16 protein-coding genes and 2 tRNA genes are annotated in these 18,011 nt (G+C 65.3%); all 18 read right to left on the bottom strand.

What is annotated here, in order from left to right; translation table 11 throughout:
- Positions 1-105: 105 nt before the first annotated feature.
- Entirely contained in the window at positions 106-1,617 is a 1,512-nt protein-coding gene (gene nusA / locus EGK76_RS07365) for a transcription termination factor NusA (RefSeq protein WP_096300405.1), read from the bottom strand.
- 8 nt (positions 1,618-1,625) lie between these two features.
- Positions 1,626-2,252 (bottom strand): ribosome maturation factor RimP, encoded by a 627-nt coding sequence (gene rimP / locus EGK76_RS07360; RefSeq protein ID WP_123832170.1) that lies wholly within the window; start codon positions 2,250-2,252, stop codon positions 1,626-1,628.
- A 232-nt stretch (positions 2,253-2,484) separates the two neighbouring features.
- Positions 2,485-2,561: transfer RNA gene (locus tag EGK76_RS07355), tRNA-Met, on the bottom strand.
- A 136-nt stretch (positions 2,562-2,697) separates the two neighbouring features.
- Positions 2,698-4,164, bottom strand: a complete 1,467-nt coding sequence (nuoN, locus tag EGK76_RS07350; RefSeq protein WP_096297555.1) for an NADH-quinone oxidoreductase subunit NuoN — start codon at positions 4,162-4,164, stop codon at positions 2,698-2,700.
- 13 nt (positions 4,165-4,177) lie between these two features.
- On the bottom strand, positions 4,178-5,692 hold the full coding sequence (locus EGK76_RS07345; RefSeq protein ID WP_096297554.1) for an NADH-quinone oxidoreductase subunit M: 1,515 nt from the start codon (positions 5,690-5,692) through the stop codon (positions 4,178-4,180).
- Between the two features lie 13 nt (positions 5,693-5,705).
- The gene (nuoL, locus tag EGK76_RS07340; RefSeq protein ID WP_096297553.1) at positions 5,706-7,844 is read right to left on the bottom strand and encodes an NADH-quinone oxidoreductase subunit L; all 2,139 of its coding nucleotides are present in this window, start codon (positions 7,842-7,844) and stop codon (positions 5,706-5,708) included.
- 7 nt (positions 7,845-7,851) lie between these two features.
- Entirely contained in the window at positions 7,852-8,178 is a 327-nt protein-coding gene (gene nuoK / locus EGK76_RS07335) for an NADH-quinone oxidoreductase subunit NuoK (protein WP_096297552.1), read from the bottom strand.
- Complete coding sequence (locus EGK76_RS07330) at positions 8,175-8,816, bottom strand: NADH-quinone oxidoreductase subunit J (RefSeq protein ID WP_123832169.1); 642 nt, start codon at positions 8,814-8,816, stop codon at positions 8,175-8,177. Before EGK76_RS07330 ends, nuoK begins: the two co-directional genes overlap by 4 nt.
- Positions 8,817-8,819: 3 nt before the next feature.
- Positions 8,820-9,308 (bottom strand): NADH-quinone oxidoreductase subunit NuoI, encoded by a 489-nt coding sequence (gene nuoI, locus EGK76_RS07325; protein ID WP_096297550.1) that lies wholly within the window; start codon positions 9,306-9,308, stop codon positions 8,820-8,822.
- Complete coding sequence (nuoH, locus tag EGK76_RS07320) at positions 9,308-10,408, bottom strand: NADH-quinone oxidoreductase subunit NuoH (RefSeq protein ID WP_096297549.1); 1,101 nt, start codon at positions 10,406-10,408, stop codon at positions 9,308-9,310. The genes nuoI and nuoH overlap by 1 nt, the downstream gene beginning before the upstream one ends.
- A complete protein-coding gene (gene nuoG / locus EGK76_RS07315) occupies positions 10,405-12,648 on the bottom strand; it encodes an NADH-quinone oxidoreductase subunit NuoG (protein ID WP_123832168.1) in 2,244 nt (747 codons plus the stop codon). The genes nuoH and nuoG overlap by 4 nt, the downstream gene beginning before the upstream one ends.
- Entirely contained in the window at positions 12,645-14,012 is a 1,368-nt protein-coding gene (gene nuoF, locus EGK76_RS07310; protein WP_096297547.1) for an NADH-quinone oxidoreductase subunit NuoF, read from the bottom strand. The genes nuoG and nuoF overlap by 4 nt, the downstream gene beginning before the upstream one ends.
- A gap of 14 nt (positions 14,013-14,026) precedes the next feature.
- Entirely contained in the window at positions 14,027-14,554 is a 528-nt protein-coding gene (gene nuoE / locus EGK76_RS07305; protein WP_096297546.1) for an NADH-quinone oxidoreductase subunit NuoE, read from the bottom strand.
- Entirely contained in the window at positions 14,551-15,858 is a 1,308-nt protein-coding gene (locus EGK76_RS07300; protein WP_179948239.1) for an NADH-quinone oxidoreductase subunit D, read from the bottom strand. Before EGK76_RS07300 ends, nuoE begins: the two co-directional genes overlap by 4 nt.
- Before the next feature lie 5 nt (positions 15,859-15,863).
- Complete coding sequence (locus EGK76_RS07295; protein ID WP_096297545.1) at positions 15,864-16,640, bottom strand: NADH-quinone oxidoreductase subunit C; 777 nt, start codon at positions 16,638-16,640, stop codon at positions 15,864-15,866.
- A complete protein-coding gene (locus tag EGK76_RS07290) occupies positions 16,633-17,211 on the bottom strand; it encodes an NADH-quinone oxidoreductase subunit B (protein WP_096297544.1) in 579 nt (192 codons plus the stop codon). The genes EGK76_RS07295 and EGK76_RS07290 overlap by 8 nt, the downstream gene beginning before the upstream one ends.
- Positions 17,202-17,558, bottom strand: a complete 357-nt coding sequence (locus tag EGK76_RS07285) for an NADH-quinone oxidoreductase subunit A (protein WP_096297543.1) — start codon at positions 17,556-17,558, stop codon at positions 17,202-17,204. The genes EGK76_RS07290 and EGK76_RS07285 overlap by 10 nt, the downstream gene beginning before the upstream one ends.
- Before the next feature lie 342 nt (positions 17,559-17,900).
- A tRNA-Leu gene (locus tag EGK76_RS07280) sits at positions 17,901-17,985 on the bottom strand.
- Positions 17,986-18,011: the final 26 nt, after the last annotated feature.

The following is an 18,011-nucleotide window of genomic DNA, read 5'->3' as shown; positions in this document are numbered from 1 at the left end:
TGTCATTCTAACGCTGCATGGGATGCGTTCCGACTGGATCGTGTTCCATGACCGGGCGTCTGCTCGTCCGACCGCTGCCGCGAGGCAGCGAGCCGGCGCGTCCGATCAGCCTTCGCGCTCCAGGCGCGCGATTTCTTCGGACCGGGCGGCGAGGATCAGCGCCGCAGCGCGGCCCTCGTCAAGATCCTCGATACCGAACTCGAGCACCTCGTCCGCGCCGAGATCGGAGAGATCCTCACTGGTACGGATGCCGTGTGACGCCAGCGCATACGCAGTGGCCTCGTCCATGCCCGCCAGCGCCAGCAGATCCTCGGACGGCGCATTCTCGTCGACGCCCTCCTCGACCGCGAGCGCATCGTTGAGCAGCGAGTCCCTGGCGCGTCCACGCAGTTCCTCGACGATATCCTCGTCGAAGCCCTCGACGGCCAGCAGCTCGCCGACCGGCACGTAGGCGATTTCCTCGACCGTGCTGAAGCCCTCGGCAACCAGGATGGCGGCGATTTCCTCGTCGACCTCCAGCTTTTCCTGGAACAGGGCGCGCGCCGTCGCCTGCTCGGCGTCCGACTTCGCGGTGACCTGGTCCTGGGTCATCACGTTCAGCTGCCAGCCCGACAGGCGGCTGGCGAGGCGCACGTTCTGGCCGCCCTTGCCGATCGCCTGGGCCAGCTTGTCCTCGGCGACCGCCAGGTCCATGGAGTGCTTGTCCTCGTCGACGACGATCGACTGCACCTCGGCCGGCGCCATCGCATTGATGACGAACTGGGCCGGATTGTCCGACCACAGCACGATGTCCACGCGCTCGCCGTTGAGCTCGTTGCTCACGGCCTGCACGCGCGAACCGCGCATGCCGATGCAGGCGCCGATGGGATCGGTCCGAGTGTCGTAGGCCAGCACCGCGATCTTGGCGCGGTCGCCCGGATCGCGGGCACAGGCCTTGATCTCGACCAGACCCTGGCCCACTTCCGGCACTTCGAGCTTGAACAGCTCGATCATGAATTCAGGTGCGGCGCGGCTGATGAACAGCTGCGGGCCGCGGGGTTCACTGCGCACGTCGTACAGGTAACCGCGGACACGGTCGCCGGCGCGCACGACGTCGCGCGGGATCGCCTTGTCCTTCTGGATCAACGCCTCGGCGTTGCCGCCCAGGTCGACGTAGACATTGCCACGCTCCACGCGCTTGACCACGCCGGTGACCAGCTCGCCCACGCGATCCTTCCAGGCATCGACGACCTGCTGGCGCTCGGCTTCGCGCACGCGCTGGACGATGACCTGCTTGGCGGCCTGCGCAGCGATGCGGCCGAAGTCGACGTTCTCGATCTGCTCTTCGATGTAGTCCCCGACCTCGACGCCATCGGCCTCCTCGATCGCGTCCATCAGCCGGATCTGGCGGTCGGGCGATTCCATCACGACGTCGTCGGCCACGACTTCCCAGCGACGGAAGGTCTCGTAGCTGCCGTCCTTCGCGTCGATGGTGACGCGCGTCAGCACGTCCTGGTCATGGAAACGCTTCTTTGCGGCAGTGGCCAGCGCGGCTTCGATCGCTTCGAGGATCACCGACTCCGGGACACCCTTCTCGCTGGCGACCGCATCGACGACCAGCAACAGTTCCTTGCTCATCTTTTCATTCACTCCGCAGCGGTGGACGGATCCGCCGACCGCTTGTTGTCACGTGGTGTGTGGTTTGCCTTGCGGGTCGCACCCGAAGCGCGCCCCTTGTCTTTCTTCTCGCTCGACGGCGCCAGGCCCAGGGCGGCCCAGTCGGGCACCAGGCGGGCCTTGTCGATGTTGTCGCCCTGGGCGACAAACGCCGTACCGTCGATGTCGAAGGTCACCGTGTCGCCCTCGACCGAGACGATGCGGCCGGTCAGGCGACGGCGGCCGTCCTGCGGCAACCTGAGGGTGACCTTCGCACTCTCCCCGACATAGCGCGCGAACTGCGAGGCGCCGAACAGGGGCCGGTCGATGCCGGGCGAGGAGACCTCGAGCGTGTAGTTGCCGGTGATCGGATCCTCGACGTCGAGCTGCGCCGAAATCTCGCGACTGACCGCTTCGCAATGCTCGATCGTCACGCCCTGGCCACCCTCGCCTTCCGGGTCGGCCTGGCCGGCCTCGGCGCCGAGGGGCACGTCGATATAGATGCGTACGAGCGAACCGCCCGGCGCGGGCAGGTACTCGATACCGAGCAGCTCGAGGCCGAGCGCCTCGACCGTCGGCGCAAGCAATTGAGTGAGTTGTGTCGCCTTGTCCGCCACTGGTCCCTCGTCGGTTACGTGTCCGGTACCGCACGATCGCCGCACTTCGCGCGACCACCGCTTCGCCCCTGGGCGCCTGCGGCTTTCCGGTCGCGGAAAACGACAAAGGGCCCGATGGGCCCCTTGTCCGATACCACTGGATGTCGGCGCCGAAGCGAAGCAGTAGCTTCGGCAAGCCCAGATTCCTCGCTCCGACCGACCTTGAAGCCTGTCGTCGTTACCGCGATGAATATGGTAGCGGGGGCAGGATTTGAACCTGCGACCTTCGGGTTATGAGCCCGACGAGCTGCCAGACTGCTCCACCCCGCATCAGAAGCGGAATTATGAAGATTGCTCTTCGATATTGCAAGAAGTTTCGGGCGATTCCGCGTCCCTCAACTCTTCCCGATCGCGATGTTGCAACGACCGGGCGCGCATCTTAACAGATGCAACGCCCTTGGCAAGCTCAACCGGCGAATGCCTGCCGGCACCAAGCCATCAGCGGGCTGAAGAACGGCACGACCGCCACCAGCGCGAGCACGTTGAGCGCGAACACGATGCGCATCGGAGCGCCTGGACGCTGCGCCATCGGCGCGGCCTCGGGGGCATCGAAGTACATGACCTTGATCACGCGCAGGTAGTAGTACGCACCGACCACCGCGAACACGATGCCGACGATCGCCAGCCACAGCAGCCCGCCTTCGAGCGCGGCCTGCAGGACTGCGAGCTTGGCCCAGAAGCCCAGGAACGGCGGCACGCCGGCCAGCGAGGCCATGACGCACAGCACCATGAACGCCATCCACGGGCTGCGCTGGTTGAGACCCTTGTAGTCGTCGATGCGGTCGGCCTCGAAGCCGTTGCGCGACAGCATGACGATCGCGCCGAATGCCGCGGCCGACATCAGCGCGTAGGTGATCACGTAGAACATCGCCGATGCATAGCCCATCTCCCCGCCACCGGCCAGGCCGAGGAACAGGAAGCCGACATGCGAGATCGTCGAGTAGGCCAGCATGCGCTTGAGGTTGGTCTGCGCCAGGGCGAACAGGTTGCCCACCACCAGCGACAGCGCGGCGAGCAGCGAAACCAGCAACTGCGACTGGTCATGCAGCGGACCGAGCGCGGTATCGAGCAGGCGCCAGGCCATGCCGAACGCGGCAATCTTGGGCACCGAGCTGATGAAGGCCACGATCGGGGTCGGCGCGCCGGTATAGGTGTCGGGCAGCCACATGTGGAACGGCGCGGCGCCGAACTTGAACGCGATGCCGACGACCAGGAAAACCATGCCGGTGAGCAGCAGCACGCGGTTCTCGCCGTCGAGCGCGCCGATCGCCTGCTGGATCTCCGGCAGCGACAGCGAGCCGGTCGCGCCATACACCAGGGACATGCCGAACAGCAGCATGCCCGAGGCCAACGCGCCGAGGACGAAGTACTTCATCGCCGCTTCGGAGGCCAGCTTGCTGTCGCGGTCGCAGGCGACCAGCGCATACGAACACAGCGCGAGCAGCTCCAGGCCGACGTACACCATCGTCAGGTTGTTGGCCGAGACCAGCAACATCATGCCGGCGGTGGTGAACAGGAACAGCACCGGGATCTCGCCCTGGTAGAGATTCCGCTCACGCAGGAAGACCCAGGCATAGCCGAGCGCCGCGGCGCCGACCAGCAGGCCGGTGACCTTGAGCACGTCGGCGCCGCTGTCGCGCACGAACATGTCGGCCAGGATCGTGCCGTGGCCGCCAACGCCCATCATGATGAGGACGGCAGCGCCAATCAGCGTGGCCACCGCCAAGACGTGGGTGATCAGCCGTCGGCGCGGATCGATGAACAGGTCGAGCATCAGCAGGGCGAACGCGCCCAGCACCACTACGAGCTCGGGAACGATCGGGCCCAGCTCGGCCAGGGTGCGGATGGGAGGCGTCATCGGAGCAGAAATCATCGCAACAGTGTCCTCAGAGCTTGCTTACGGCGATCAGGTTCGCCAGTTGCGCGATGGACGGCTCCATCAGATCGATCAGCGGCTTGGGATAGACACCGATCAGCAGCGTGCCGGCCGCGAACACACCCAGCACCAGCGCTTCACGGGCGTTGATGTCCTTGAGCGCGGCGACGTGGGCATTGGAAACCTCGCCATAGAGCACCCGCTTGACCAGCCACAGCGTGTAGGCCGCGCCGATGATCAGCGTCGTCGCGGCGAAGAACGCGATCATCGGATGGCTCTGGAACGCCGCCATGATCACCATGAACTCGCCGACGAACCCTGACGTACCCGGGAGCCCGGAGTTGGCCATCGCGAACAACACGTAGAACGCGGCGAACCACGGCATGACGTTCGCGACGCCACCGTAATCGCGGATCTGCCGCGTGTGCATGCGGTCGTAGAGGATGCCGATGCAGGAGAACATCGCGCCGGAAATGAAGCCGTGCGACACCATCTGCACCATCGCGCCCTGCAGGCCGAGCCGCGCGGCGTCGGAGCCGTCAGGCACCTCGCGCACCAGCGCGAACGCGATGAACACGCCCAGGGTCACGAAGCCCATGTGCGACACCGACGAGTACGCCACCAGCTTCTTCATGTCCTGCTGGACCAGCGCGACCAGGCCGACATAGACGATCGCGATCAGCGACAGCGCGATGACCAGCCAGGCCCATTCGTGGCCGGCGTCAGGCGTGATCGGCAGGTTGAAGCGCAGGAAGCCGTAGCCGCCGATCTTCAGCATGATCGCCGCCAGGATCACCGAGCCGCCGGTCGGCGCCTCCACGTGCGCGTCGGGCAGCCAGGTGTGGACCGGGAACATCGGCACCTTGACCGCGAAGGCAGCCAGGAATGCGAAGAACAGCCACATCTGCTCGGTCGAAGACAGCGGCAGCGCGTAGAGATCGGGGAGCTGCCAGCTGCCTGCCTGGATGTACAGGTAGATCAGCGCGACCAGCATGAACAGCGAACCGAGGAACGTGTACAGGAAGAACTTCATCGACGCGTACACGCGGTTCGTACCACCCCACACCCCGATGATGATGAACATCGGGATCAGCATGGCTTCGAAGAACACGTAGAACAGCATCGCGTCGACGGCCGCGAACACGCCGACCATCATGCCCTCGAGGACCAGCATCGCCGCGAGGTACTGCGACACGCGCTTGGTGATCGAGGTCCACGCACCGATGATCACCAGCGCGGTGGTCAGCGTCGTCAACACGATCAGCGCGACCGAGATGCCGTCGGCGCCGAGGTGGTATTCGATGTCCAGCGACGGGATCCACTCGCGACGTTCGAGGAACTGCAAACCCCCGTTGGTGTAGTCGAAGCCGGTGAACAACGGGATGCTGACCACAAAGACGAGCAGCGCGACCGCCAGCGACACCCAGCGGGCGGCATCGGGGCGGCGCTCGCCCAGGGCGAGCACGCAGGCACCGCCGAGGATCGGCAGCCAGATCAGGAGACTGAGAAGAGGCCAATTCGACACGTAGGTATTTCCGTCAGCGCCAGTACTTGATGAGGACGGCCAGGAGCACGATCAGGCCGACGATCATCGCGAATGCGTAGTGGTAGAGAGCACCGGACTGCAGCCGGCGGACGAGGCCCGAGACCAGGCCGACGACGCGCGCCGGCCCGTTGACGAACAGGCCATCGATCACCCGGGTGTCGAACACGCGCGACAGCTTGCCCAGCGCGACGCCGCCACCGGCGAAGCCACCGATCCACAGGTCGTCCATGCCGTACTTGTTCTCGAGCACCCGGATCGGCAGACGGAACACATGGGCAGCCTTGGCGGGAAGCTCGGGCTTCCACCAGTACATCACCGTGGCCAGCACGAAGCCTGCCAGGACCAGCCAGAAAGCCGGGGCGACGAAGCCGTGCATCGCGAACGCAGCCGGACCGTGCCAGAGCTCTTCCTTCAGCGTCGCCATGACGTCGTGCGAAGCCAGCACGTGGATCACGCCGTCGAAGAAGCCACGCACGTCGTGGTGACCGGTCCAGTCGGTGCCGAACAGCATCGGACCCGCGGTGAAGTAGCCGATGAGGATCGACGGGATCGCCAGCAGGATCAGCGGCAACGTCACCACCCACGGAGATTCGTGCGGCTCGTGCGGGCCGTGATGTCCGTGATCGTCATGGGCGTCGCCGCCCGCCGGATGCGCATGGCCGTCGTCATGCAGCGGCTCGTGCAGGGTGTGCTGGCCGTGCGCGTCATGTGCGGCGTGGCTGTCCGACGCATGCGCCTCACGGAAGCGTTCCTTGCCGAAGTAGGTCATGTACAGCAGCCGGAAGCTGTAGAACGACGTCACGAAGGCGCCGAGCAGCACCGACCAGTACGCGTACTGGAACACCCAACCGCCGCCATCGCTGGCGTGCTTGGCAGCCTCGATGATCGTGTCCTTGGAATAGAACCCGCTGAAGAACGGCGTGCCGACCAGGGCCAGCGTGCCGATGACGCTTGTCCAGAACGTGATCGGCATGTACTTGCGCAGCCCGCCCATCTTGCGCATGTCCTGCTCGTGGTGCATGCCGATGATGACGCTACCGGCCGCCAGGAACAGCAGCGCCTTGAAGAAGGCGTGGGTCATCAGGTGGAACACCGCGGCCGAATACGCCGATACGCCGAGCGCAACGGTCATGTAACCCAGCTGCGACAGTGTCGAGTACGCGACCACGCGCTTGATGTCGTTCTGCACGATGCCGATCAGGCCGGTGAAGAACGCGGTCGTCGCGCCGATGAAGAGGATGAACTGCAGCGCGGTTTCGGACAGCTCGAACAGCGGCGACATGCGCGCCACCATGAAGATGCCGGCGGTGACCATCGTCGCGGCATGGATCAGCGCCGAGATCGGGGTCGGACCTTCCATCGAGTCGGGCAGCCACACGTGCAGGGGGACCTGGGCCGACTTGCCCATTGCACCGACGAACAGACAGATGCAGACCAGCGTGGCGACCGACCATTCGAAGCCGTTGATCACTTCGACCGTCTGCCCGCCGCCGATGGTGGCGTCGGCCGCGGCGAACACCGTCGCGTAGTCGAGGCTGCCGAACCAGTACAGCACGCCGGCAATGCCGAGCAGGAAGCCGAAGTCGCCGACGCGGTTGACCAGGAACGCCTTCATGTTGGCGAACACAGCGGTCGGCTTCTTGAACCAGAAGCCGATCAGCAGGTACGACACCAGGCCCACCGCCTCCCAGCCGAAGAACAGCTGCAGGAAGTTGTTGCTCATCACCAGCATGAGCATCGAGAAGGTGAACAGCGAGATATAGCTGAAGAAGCGCTGATACCCCGGGTCCTCGGCCATGTAGCCGATGGTGTAGAGATGCACGAGCAGCGCCACGAACGTCACCACGACCATCATCATCGCGGTGAGGTTGTCGACAAGGAAGCCGACATACGCCGAGTAGTTGCCGACCTCGAAGAACGTATAGACGTTCTCGTTGAAGACCGGCGCGCCCTGCATCAGCTGCCACAGCGTATAGATCGACAGCGCGCAGCTGATCGCGACGCCCGCGATGGTCACCGAGTGCGCGCCGACGCGGCCGACCTGACGACCGAACAGTCCCGCGATGATCGAGCCCAGCAGCGGCGCCACGACGATCGCGATCAGGATGCCCTTGGAAATTGTGTACTCCATGCCCGGGTCAGCCCTTCAGCGTGTCGAGTTCGGCGACGTTGATCGTGCGCCGGTTGCGGAACAGCGTGACCAGGATCGCAAGGCCGATCGCGGCCTCGGCCGCGGCCACGGTGAGAATGAAGAACACGAAGATCTGGCCGGCGGCATCACCGAACTCGCGCGAGAACGCAACGAAGTTGATGTTCACCGCGAGCAGCATCAGCTCGATCGACATCAGCAGGATGATCACGTTCTTCCGGTTGAGGAAGATGCCCGCCACGCTGATGCAGAAGAGCACCGCGCCCAGCGACAGGTAATGGCCCAGCGCGAGGCCGGTCCCGAACAGCTCGGTCATTTCGTTTCTCCCTCACCCGCACCCGGCACCGGCTCGACCACCGGACGCACCGCGTCCATCTTGACCACGCGCATGCGGTCACTCGCCCGCACGCGGGCCTGCTCGCTGGGGTTCTGGTGCTTGGCACCGGGACGGCGACGCAGCGTCAGCATCACCGCGGCGATCACCGCGACGGTCAGGATGACCGCGGCGATCTCGAACGGCAGCAGGAAGTCCGTGAACAGGCGGCGTGCGATCCATACCGTATTGGACAGGCCCGCCTCGTCGACCGCATCGGCGGCGAACGGCGTCATCCGCGCGCGAACCCCGATCAGCGTGATGATCTCGACCAGCATCACCACCGCGACGACCAGGCCGACCGGCAGGTAGCGCACATAGCCTTCCCGCAGCGGCGCGACATCGACGTCGAGCATCATCACCACGAACAGGAACAGCACCATGACCGCGCCGACATAGACCAGCACCAGCGCGATGCCGAGGAACTCGGCGCCTACAAGCAGCCAAGTGCAGGCGGTCGAGAAGAACGTCAACACCAGGAACAACGCCGCATGCACGGGGTTGCGGGCGCTGATCACCCCTACCGCGGCCATCACGGTGATCGCGGCGAAGACGAGGAATGCAATGAGGGTGGATTCCATGACTTACCTGTACGCGGAGTCGGCGGCGCGACGTTCGGCGATCTCGGACTCGAGACGGTCGCCGATCGCGAGGAGTTGCTGCTTGTTGACGATGTTCTCGCCGCGCTTCTCGAAGTGGTACTCGAGCACGTGGGTTTCGACGATCGAGTCCACCGGGCACGACTCCTCGCAGAAGCCGCAGTAGATGCACTTGAACAGATCGATGTCGTAGCGCGTCGTGCGGCGGCTGCCGTCCTCGCGCTGCTCCGAATCGATGGTGATCGCCAGCGCCGGGCACACCGCCTCGCACAGCTTGCAGGCGATGCAGCGCTCTTCCCCGTTGGGATAGCGACGCAGCGCATGCAGCCCGCGGAAACGTGGCGACTGCGGCGTCTTTTCCATCGGGTACATCAGCGTGTACTTGTCGCGGAAGAGATAGCGGAAGGTCAGCGCCATGCCGCCGATCAGCTCGAGCAGCAACAGGCTACGGAACCATGCAACGAACTTGCCCATCACCGTCCTGCCTCGAATACGCCGAAATACGCCATCAGTGCCGTCACCACGATCCAGCCGATGCTGATCGGAATGAACACCTTCCAGCCCAGGCGCATGATCTGGTCATAGCGGTAACGCGGGAACGACGCGCGGAACCAGATGAAGCAGCTGGCGAAGAAGATCACCTTGGCGAAGAGCCACCACCAGCCGTCGACCGACAGCAGCGGGATGCCCCAGCCCTGGAACGGCGACAGCCAGCCGCCGAGGAAGAAGATCGCGACCAGGAAGCTGATCAGGATCATGTTCGCGTACTCGGCGAGGAAGAACAGCGCGAACGCCGAACCCGAATACTCGACCATGTGACCGGCGACGATCTCCGACTCGCCTTCCACCACGTCGAACGGCGCGCGGTTGGTCTCGGCCACGCCGGAGATGAAGTAGATGACGAACAGCGGCAGCATCGGCAGCCAGAACCAGTCGAACAGGCCCTTGCCGCCCGCTTGCGCCATGACGATCTCGGACAGGTTCAGGCTGCCGGCGCCAACCATCACGCCGACGAGCGCAAAGCCCATCGCGATCTCGTAGCTGATCATCTGCGCCGAGGCACGCATCGCGCCGAGGAAGGCGTACTTGGAGTTCGACGCCCAGCCGGCGAGGATGATCCCGTAGATGCCCAGGCTCGTCATCGCCAGCAGATACAGCAGGCCGGCGTTGGCATTCGACAGCACCAGCTGCGCATCGAAAGGCACCACTGCCCAGGCGGCGAACGCCGGCGCGAGCGTGATCAGCGGCGCCAGCACGAACAGCACGCGCTGCGCGTTGGTCGGCTGGATGACTTCCTTGAACAGCAGTTTGAAGACGTCGGCAAAGGCCTGGAAGATGCCCATGCCCACGTACATCGGACCGTGCCGCTGGTGCATCCAGCCGAGGAGCTTGCGCTCCCAGACCACGTAGAACGCCACGCACAGGATCACCGGCACTGCGATCAGCAGGATCTTGAGCACGATCCACAGCACCAGCCCGACCGAGCCCAGGGACATCAGCCAGTCGTACAGGGGCGCGCTGGCGTCACCGAGGAGCGACGCGGTGTTGACGACGCTGTTCTGAACCCCGCTCATGCCGCCACCACCTTGACCTTGCCGGCTCCCAGCGCCGCAGTGGCGCCGTAGCCCGATTCCACCCACGCCGCGCCAGGTGCGACACGGTCGTCGACCGCCACCTGCAGCGTCGCGGTACCGACCCCGTTGGAGACCTTCGCCATCGCACCGTCGACCAACCCGCTCGCCGTGGCGTCGTCCGGATGCAGGACGATGCGCGGACCGACGGTCAGCGGATGCGACTGCAGCGCAGCGGCGCGGCGGGTCAGCCCATCGACGCGATAGATCGCCTGGGTCACGGCCAGTTCCAGACCGTCACCGTCCACGACCGGCGCCGCGGAGGCTGCAACCGTCACCGACTTCGGCTCGATACCCGCACGCAGGCCGGCCAGATCGGTGAACTCGAAACCGGGCATCGCCAGCGCACCACCCAGTGCGCGCAGCACGCGCCAGCCGGCACGCGCATCGACCGGCAGCTTGCCGGCGGCAGTGGCCTGCTGGTCGCGGCCTTCCAGATTGGTCAGCGTCGCGTCGATCTCGGCGAGGGCGCCGATCGGCAGGATCACGTCGGCCACGGCGCGCGTGGATTCACAGGCGAAGTGGCTGAAGGCCACGACCTGGGCAGCGCCCAGTGCCTGCAACGCAGTCGCCTGGTCGGCGAAGTCCAGACCCGGCTCGATGCCGTAGATCACGTAGGCGCCGCGGCGCTCGGCGAGCATCGCATTGGCGTCGCGCGAGGTCGGCAGCACGCCCAGGCGGCTCAGGCCCAGCGCATTGGCGCCCTGCGGGATGCGGCACAGCGCCGCACCGGTCGCACTGGCGAGCGCGGTGGCAGCCTTGCGGATGTCGGCAGCGTGCGCGCTGGCTTCCGCCTGCGCGCCGAGGATGATCGCGGCATGCTTGCCGCCGCGCAGCGCGTCACCGAGCTCGGCGACCTGCAGGGTCTCGGCGATCTTCGACGGCGGCACGATGGCCTTGTCGACGATGTCGAAAGTGAACTCGAAATCGACCGGATTGACCACGTACACCTTGGCGCCGCGCTTCCACGCCTGACGCACGCGGTGGTGGAGCAGCGGAACCTCGTGGCGCAGATTGGTGCCGACCAGCAGCACCACATCGGCCCGGTCGAGCTCGGCGACGGGCATCGGGAAAGCCTCGGCCACGGCGCCGTCGGACAGGTCGCGCTGGGCAATGCGGTGATCGAGATTGCCGGTCCCGAGCGCTTCGGCAAGGCGGACCAGCAGAGCGCCCTCCTCGTTCGAAGTCGCCGGATGCACCAGCACGCCGAGCTCGTCGGCAGCGTTGTCGCGCAGGATGGTCTCGGCGCGGGTCAGGGCTTCCTCCCACGAGGCTTCGCGCCATGCGCCGCCGTCCTTGACCAGCGGACGCACCGCGCGGTCTTCAGCCGCCAGGCCCTGGTGCGAATACCGGTCCCGATCGGAGATCCAGCACTCGTTGACCGCTTCGTTCTCACGCGGCACCACGCGCATCACTTCGCCGCGGCGCACGTGCAGGAATGTGTTGCTGCCGAGCGCGTCATGGCCGCCGAGCGACTCGCGCGCGAGCAGCTCCCAGGGACGCGCGCGGAAGCGATAGACCTTGTTGGTCAGCGCGCCGACCGGGCAGACGTCGATGACGTTGCCGGAAAGTTCGGTCGTCAGCGGCTTGCCGTCGTAGGTGCCGATCTGCAGGTTCTCACCGCGCTGCATGCCGCCCAGCTCGTAGGTGCCGGCGATTTCCGCGGTGAAGCGCACGCAGCGCGTGCACTGGATACAACGGGTCATCTCGGTCGCGACCAGCGGACCGAGATCCTCGTCGGCGACGACGCGCTTACGCTCGGCGAAGCGGCTGACCGAGCGGCCATAGCCCAGCGAGAGATCCTGCAGTTCGCACTCGCCGCCCTGATCGCAGATCGGGCAGTCGAGCGGATGGTTGATCAGCAGGAACTCCATCACGTTGCGCTGGGCCTTGAGCGCCTTCTCGTTGCGCGTGAAGACCTTCAGCCCGTCCATCACCGGCGTGGCGCAGGCCGGCGACGGCTTGGGCGCACCACGGCCGCCGACCTCGGTGTCGACCAGGCACATGCGGCAGTTCGCGGCGATCGCGAGCTTGTCGTGATAGCAGAAACGCGGGATCGGAATGCCGGCCTTGTCGGCGGCATGGATGATCATCGAACCCTTGGGCGCGGCCAGTTCGACACCGTCGATGAAGACGGTGACATGGTCTGGCGGCAGGTTCGGGTTCACCGGCTGGGCGCTCATGCGGCCACCGCCTTCGGCACGACGGTGCCGTTGCGCTGATCGTCGACGAGGAAACGCTTGTTCACGATCGCGTACTCGAACTCGTCCCAGAAGTGGCGCAGGAAGCCCTGCACCGGCCATGCGGCCGCTTCACCGAATGCGCAGATGGTGTGTCCCTCGATCTGTCCCGCCGCCGCCCGCAGCATCTGCAGGTCCTCTACAGTCGCGGTGTGCTCGGCGATACGGGTAAGCATGCGGTACATCCAGCCGGTGCCCTCGCGGCACGGCGTGCACTGCCCGCAGCTTTCCTTGTAGTAGAAGCGTGCGATGCGCTGGCAGGCACGCACCATGCAGGTGGTGTCGTCCATCACGATGACCGCGCCCGAGCCCAGGCCGGAGCCGGCCTTCTGCAGCGCGTCGTAGTCCATCGTCAGGCCCATCATGGTCTCGCCCGGCAGCACCGGCATCGAGGAGCCACCCGGGATCACGCCCTTGACCTTGCGGCCTTCGCGCACGCCGCCGCACATCTCGAGAAGTTCCGAGAAGGGCGTCCCCAGGCGGATCTCGTGGTTGCCGGGCCTGACGACATGGCCGGACACCGAAAAGATCTTGCAGCCGCCGTTGTTGGGCTTGCCGAGATTCATGAACCACTCGGCGCCATTGCGCACGATGGCCGGCACCGAGGCGAACGTCTCGGTGTTGTTGATCGTCGTCGGCTTGCCGTAGAGGCCGAAATTCGCCGGGAACGGCGGCTTGAAGCGCGGCTGGCCCTTCTTGCCTTCCAGCGACTCCATCAGCGCGGTCTCTTCGCCGCAGATGTAGGCGCCTGCGCCGAGGGCGTTGTGGATGTCGATGTCGATGCCGCTGCCGAGCACGTTCTTGCCCAGCCAGCCATTGGCATAGGCCTCGGCGGTGGCTTCTTCCAGATGCTCGAAGGGCTCGTGGTGGAACTCGCCGCGCAGGTAGTTGTAGGCCACGCTCGCGCCGGTCGCGTAGCAGGCGATCGCCATGCCCTCGATGACCGCGTGCGGGTTGTAGCGCAGGATGTCGCGATCCTTGGCGGTCCCGGGCTCGGATTCGTCCGAGTTGCAGAGGATGTACTTCTGCATCTCGCCCTTGGGCATGAAGCTCCACTTCAGGCCGGTCGGGAAGCCCGCGCCGCCGCGACCACGCAGGCCGGACTGCTTGACCATCTCGATGACGTCGGTGGGCGGGATCTTCTCTTCGAGGATCCGGCGCAGCGCGCTGTAACCACCCGTCTTGAGGTAGTTCTCGTAGGACCACGGCTTGTCGAAATGCAGCGTGGTGTAGACCGCCTGGTGTTCCTTCGGCGCAGGCCCGACGGGCCCGTAACCTTCGGAAGACTTGGGATGGTGATGTGCCATGTCCGCGCGATGCCCTACTTCAGACCGTCGAGCAGCTCGTCAACGCCCTCGGGCGTGAGCTTCTCGTGGTAATGACCGTTGATGACCACCACCGGCGCGCCGCAGCACGCGGCGACGCACTCTTCCTCGCGCTTGAGGTAGACGCGACCGTCGGCGGTGGACTCACCGAGCTTGCAGCCCAGCTTCTTCTCGGCATGGGCAACGAGCCCTTCGGCGCCGTTGAGCCAGCAGCTGATGTTGGTGCAGAACGCGACGTTGTTGCGACCGACCTGCTCGGTTTCGAACATCGAGTAGAACGTCGCGACCTCATAGGCCCACACCGGCGGCAGATCCAGATACTTCGCCACGGCGGCGATCAGCTCGTCGGTCAACCAGCCGTTGTTCTGTTCCTGGGCAGCGAACAGACCCTGCAGTACCGCGGACCGCTTGCGGTCCTCCGGGAACTTGGACAGCCAGTGGTCGATGTGCGCGCGCGTATCGCCGCTGAGCACGACCATCGGGTCGACGTTGCGGGCGTTCTCGAAATTTCCGGTCGCCTTCATCGGTCGACTTCTCCGAACACGATGTCATAGGTGCCGATCATCGCCACCACGTCGGACAGCATGTGCCCGCGCGTGATGTCGTCCATCGACGAAAGATGTGCAAAACCCGGCGCACGCAGGTGCACGCGGAACGGCTTGTTGGCGCCGTCGGAGATCAGGTAGCAGCCGAACTCGCCCTTCGGGCCCTCCACCGCGCTGTAGGTTTCACCGGCGGGCACGCAATAGCCCTCGGTGAACAGCTTGAAGTGGTGGATCAGCGCTTCCATGTCGTCCTTCATCTCCTCGCGGGAGGGCGGCGACACCTTGTAGTTGTCGAGCATCACCGGGCCGGGGTTGGCCCGCAGCCAGGTCACGCACTGCTGGATGATCTTCGCCGACTCGCGCATTTCGAACACACGCACGAGATAGCGGTCGTAGCAGTCGCCGTTGACGCCCACGGCGATGTCGAAATCGACATCCGCGTAGCGCGCATACGGCTGGGTCTTGCGCAGATCCCACTCGACGCCCGAACCACGCAGCATCGGGCCGGTCATGCCCCAGGCCTTGGCCAGATCCGGAGGAATCACGCCGATGCCGACGGTGCGCTGCTTCCAGATGCGGTTGTCGGTGAGCAGGGTCTCGTACTCGTCGACGCGGCTCGGGAAATCCTTCGCGAACGCCTCCAGATAGTCGAGCATCGAGCCTTCGCGCCACTTGTTGAAACGCTTGAGCTTCTCGCCCTTGCGCCAGCGCGATTCCGCGTAGCGCGGCATGTGGTCGGGCAGATCACGATAGACGCCACCGGGCCGGTAATAGGCCGCGTGCATGCGCGCGCCGCTGACGGCTTCGTAGACGTCCATCAGCTCTTCGCGCTCGCGGAACGCGTAGAGCATGACCGCCATCGCACCGAGATCGAGCGCGTTCGAGCCGATCCACATCAGATGATTGAGGATGCGGGTGACTTCGTCGAACAGAGTGCGGATCCACTGCGCACGCTCGGGCGCCTCGATCCCCATCAGGGTCTCGATCGCGCGCACGTAGGCGTGCTCGTTGCACATCATCGACACGTAATCCAGACGGTCCATGTACGGCACCGACTGGTTGAACGGCTTGCTCTCGGCAAGCTTTTCGGTACCACGGTGCAGCAGGCCGATATGCGGATCGGCGCGCATCACGGTCTCGCCGTCCATCTCCAGGATCAGACGCAGCACGCCATGGGCGGACGGATGCTGGGGACCGAAGTTGAACGTGTAGTTGCGGATTTCCTGCTTCAGGGCCTCGGCGCTGGGCACCGTATTGGCCTGATGCAGCGAAGTGGTCGGGATGGCGCTCACTTGCTGCTCTCCTGGCGACGGCCCTTCTGCTCGTCACGCGCAGTCGCATAGCGCGCATCGTCGCGGATGACGCGCGGCACGCCGACCCGCGGCTCGACCGAGGTCACGGGCTCATACACGACGCGGCGACGCTCGGCGTCGTAGCGCACTTCGACATTGCCGATCAACGGGAAATCCTTGCGGAACGGATGACCGACGAAGCCGTAGTCGGTCAGGATGCGGCGCAGGTCCGGGTGGCCCTCGAAGATCACGCCGAACAGGTCAAAGGCCTCGCGCTCGAACCAGTTCGCGACCGGCCACAGCACGGTCAGCGACGACAGCACGGGCAGATCGACGCTGGGCGCGAAACACTTCACCGCGACCCGCCGGTTGTGCTGGATCGACAGCAGCTGCGCGACCACGGCGAAACGCCGCTCGGGCACCGGAATCGCGGATTCCCCGCCCTGCGCCTGCGTGTCCTGGCGGCTGATGGTCTCGCCGAACTTGAAGCGCCCCGGGCCACGACCTTCGACGCCACGGCTGAATCCCTCGGAGGAGACCTCGGTGTCCCACTCGTCGCTGCCATGACCGAGGTAGTCCACGCCGCACAGGTCGATCAGCGACTCGAAGCCGAACTCGTCGCGCAGTGCGCGGCAGGTCTCGAGCCAGTCACCAGCGGTGGTGATGGTCACCTCGCCACGCGGCAGCGCGACGGCCACATCCGCATCGCCGAAACGGGCGCGCAGGCGCGCGGCGAAATCGGTCGCGGTCTCACGGGCAGGCTGCTCACGCATCACGCAACCCCACCTTGGTCTCACCGAAATTGGTCGCGCGACGGATCTTCTTCTGCAGCTGCAGGATGCCGTAGACCAGCGCCTCGGCGGTCGGCGGGCAGCCCGGCACGTAGATGTCGACCGGCACGATGCGGTCGCAGCCGCGCACCACGGAATACGAGTAGTGGTAGTAGCCGCCGCCATTCGCGCAGCTGCCCATGGAGATGACCCACTTCGGGTCGGGCATCTGGTCGTAGACCTTGCGCAGCGCCGGGGCCATCTTGTTGACCAGGGTGCCGGCGACGATCATCACGTCCGACTGGCGCGGGCTGGGACGGAACACGACGCCGTAGCGGTCGAGATCGAGGCGCGCGGCGCCGGCGTGCATCATCTCCACCGCGCAGCAGGCCAGACCGAAGGTCATCGGCCACATCGATCCGGTGCGCGCCCAGTTGAGCAGCACGTCGGAACTGGTCGTGACGAAACCACGCTCGAGCAGCGGGTTTTCGCCTTCCGGGCGCAGGATGTCCTCGACCCGGCCTTCCGGCAGCGGGTTGTTCATCAGGCGCGCAACGGTCTGGTTCACTCCCATTCCAGCGCTCCCTTCTTCCAAACGTAGACGAAGCCGAGCAGCAGCATGCCGGCGAAGATGCCCATCTCGATCAGACCCAGCACACCGAGTTCGCGGAACACGGTGGCCCAGGGCACGATGAAGATGATTTCCAGATCAAAGACGATGAACTGGATCGCGATGAGGTAGTAGCGCACGTCGAACTGCATGCGCGCGTCTTCGAATGCTTCGAATCCGCACTCGTACGGCGACAGCTTCTCGGGCGAAGGGCGCTTGGGTCCCAACAGGTTGCCGATGATCAGCAAGGCAATGCCGATCCCCGTGGCAACAATCAGAAACAGCAGGGTCGGCAGATATTCGGCCAGCACTCGGATGTTCTCTCGGCTACGGCCGCGACTTGCGGCCTTGGCTCGGCGCCCTGCGACGCCGCATTCTCGAAGCGTCGAAGCGCTTCACGAAGGCCGGGCAAGGCACGTTTCTGTGCGATGACCCGATCACTGCAATTGTACCGGTTACAGAACTGGCGAGTAAACGATTTACACCGGCGTGCAGACCACTTCATGCAGCATTCGCCACTGATGTGTCCGCGCGCGTGAACCCCGCGCAAAAAGGATTCCCGCACAGGGAAAACCTCTTGTAGCGGATACGAAAAACCCCGCTTGCGCGGGGTGATCCGTTCGACACGGGCAATGCCGCATCGGTTTTCCGGTTGGTGCCCAAGGGGGGACTCGAACCCCCACGACCTAAGCCGCTACCACCTCAAGGTAGTGCGTCTACCAATTCCGCCACCTGGGCCGGTCAACCTGAAACTGCTTGCCTGG

It is taken from the genome of Luteimonas sp. 100069 (genome assembly GCF_003813845.1).
GTDB classification, from domain to species: domain Bacteria; phylum Pseudomonadota; class Gammaproteobacteria; order Xanthomonadales; family Xanthomonadaceae; genus Luteimonas; species Luteimonas chenhongjianii.
Note: the sequence above shows the minus strand (reverse complement) of the source record. Positions and strands in the feature narration are given on the sequence as shown.

Excerpts from the sequence above, each read along its gene's own strand:
- nuoG (WP_123832168.1), bottom strand. The coding sequence starts at position 12,648 with ATGAGCGCCCAGCCGGTGAACCCGAACCTGCCGCCAGACCATGTCACC.
- nuoF (WP_096297547.1), bottom strand. The coding sequence starts at position 14,012 with ATGGCACATCACCATCCCAAGTCTTCCGAAGGTTACGGGCCCGTCGGG.
- nuoE (WP_096297546.1), bottom strand. The coding sequence starts at position 14,554 with ATGAAGGCGACCGGAAATTTCGAGAACGCCCGCAACGTCGACCCGATG.
- EGK76_RS07330 (WP_123832169.1), bottom strand. The coding sequence starts at position 8,816 with ATGGAATCCACCCTCATTGCATTCCTCGTCTTCGCCGCGATCACCGTG.
- nusA (WP_096300405.1), bottom strand. The coding sequence starts at position 1,617 with ATGAGCAAGGAACTGTTGCTGGTCGTCGATGCGGTCGCCAGCGAGAAG.
- EGK76_RS07290 (WP_096297544.1), bottom strand. The coding sequence starts at position 17,211 with ATGGGAGTGAACCAGACCGTTGCGCGCCTGATGAACAACCCGCTGCCG.
- nuoL (WP_096297553.1), bottom strand. The coding sequence starts at position 7,844 with ATGGAGTACACAATTTCCAAGGGCATCCTGATCGCGATCGTCGTGGCG.
- nuoI (WP_096297550.1), bottom strand. The coding sequence starts at position 9,308 with ATGGGCAAGTTCGTTGCATGGTTCCGTAGCCTGTTGCTGCTCGAGCTG.
- EGK76_RS07295 (WP_096297545.1), bottom strand. The coding sequence starts at position 16,640 with ATGCGTGAGCAGCCTGCCCGTGAGACCGCGACCGATTTCGCCGCGCGC.
- nuoK (WP_096297552.1), bottom strand. The coding sequence starts at position 8,178 with ATGACCGAGCTGTTCGGGACCGGCCTCGCGCTGGGCCATTACCTGTCG.
- nuoH (WP_096297549.1), bottom strand. The coding sequence starts at position 10,408 with ATGAGCGGGGTTCAGAACAGCGTCGTCAACACCGCGTCGCTCCTCGGT.
- nuoN (WP_096297555.1), bottom strand. The coding sequence starts at position 4,164 with ATGATTTCTGCTCCGATGACGCCTCCCATCCGCACCCTGGCCGAGCTG.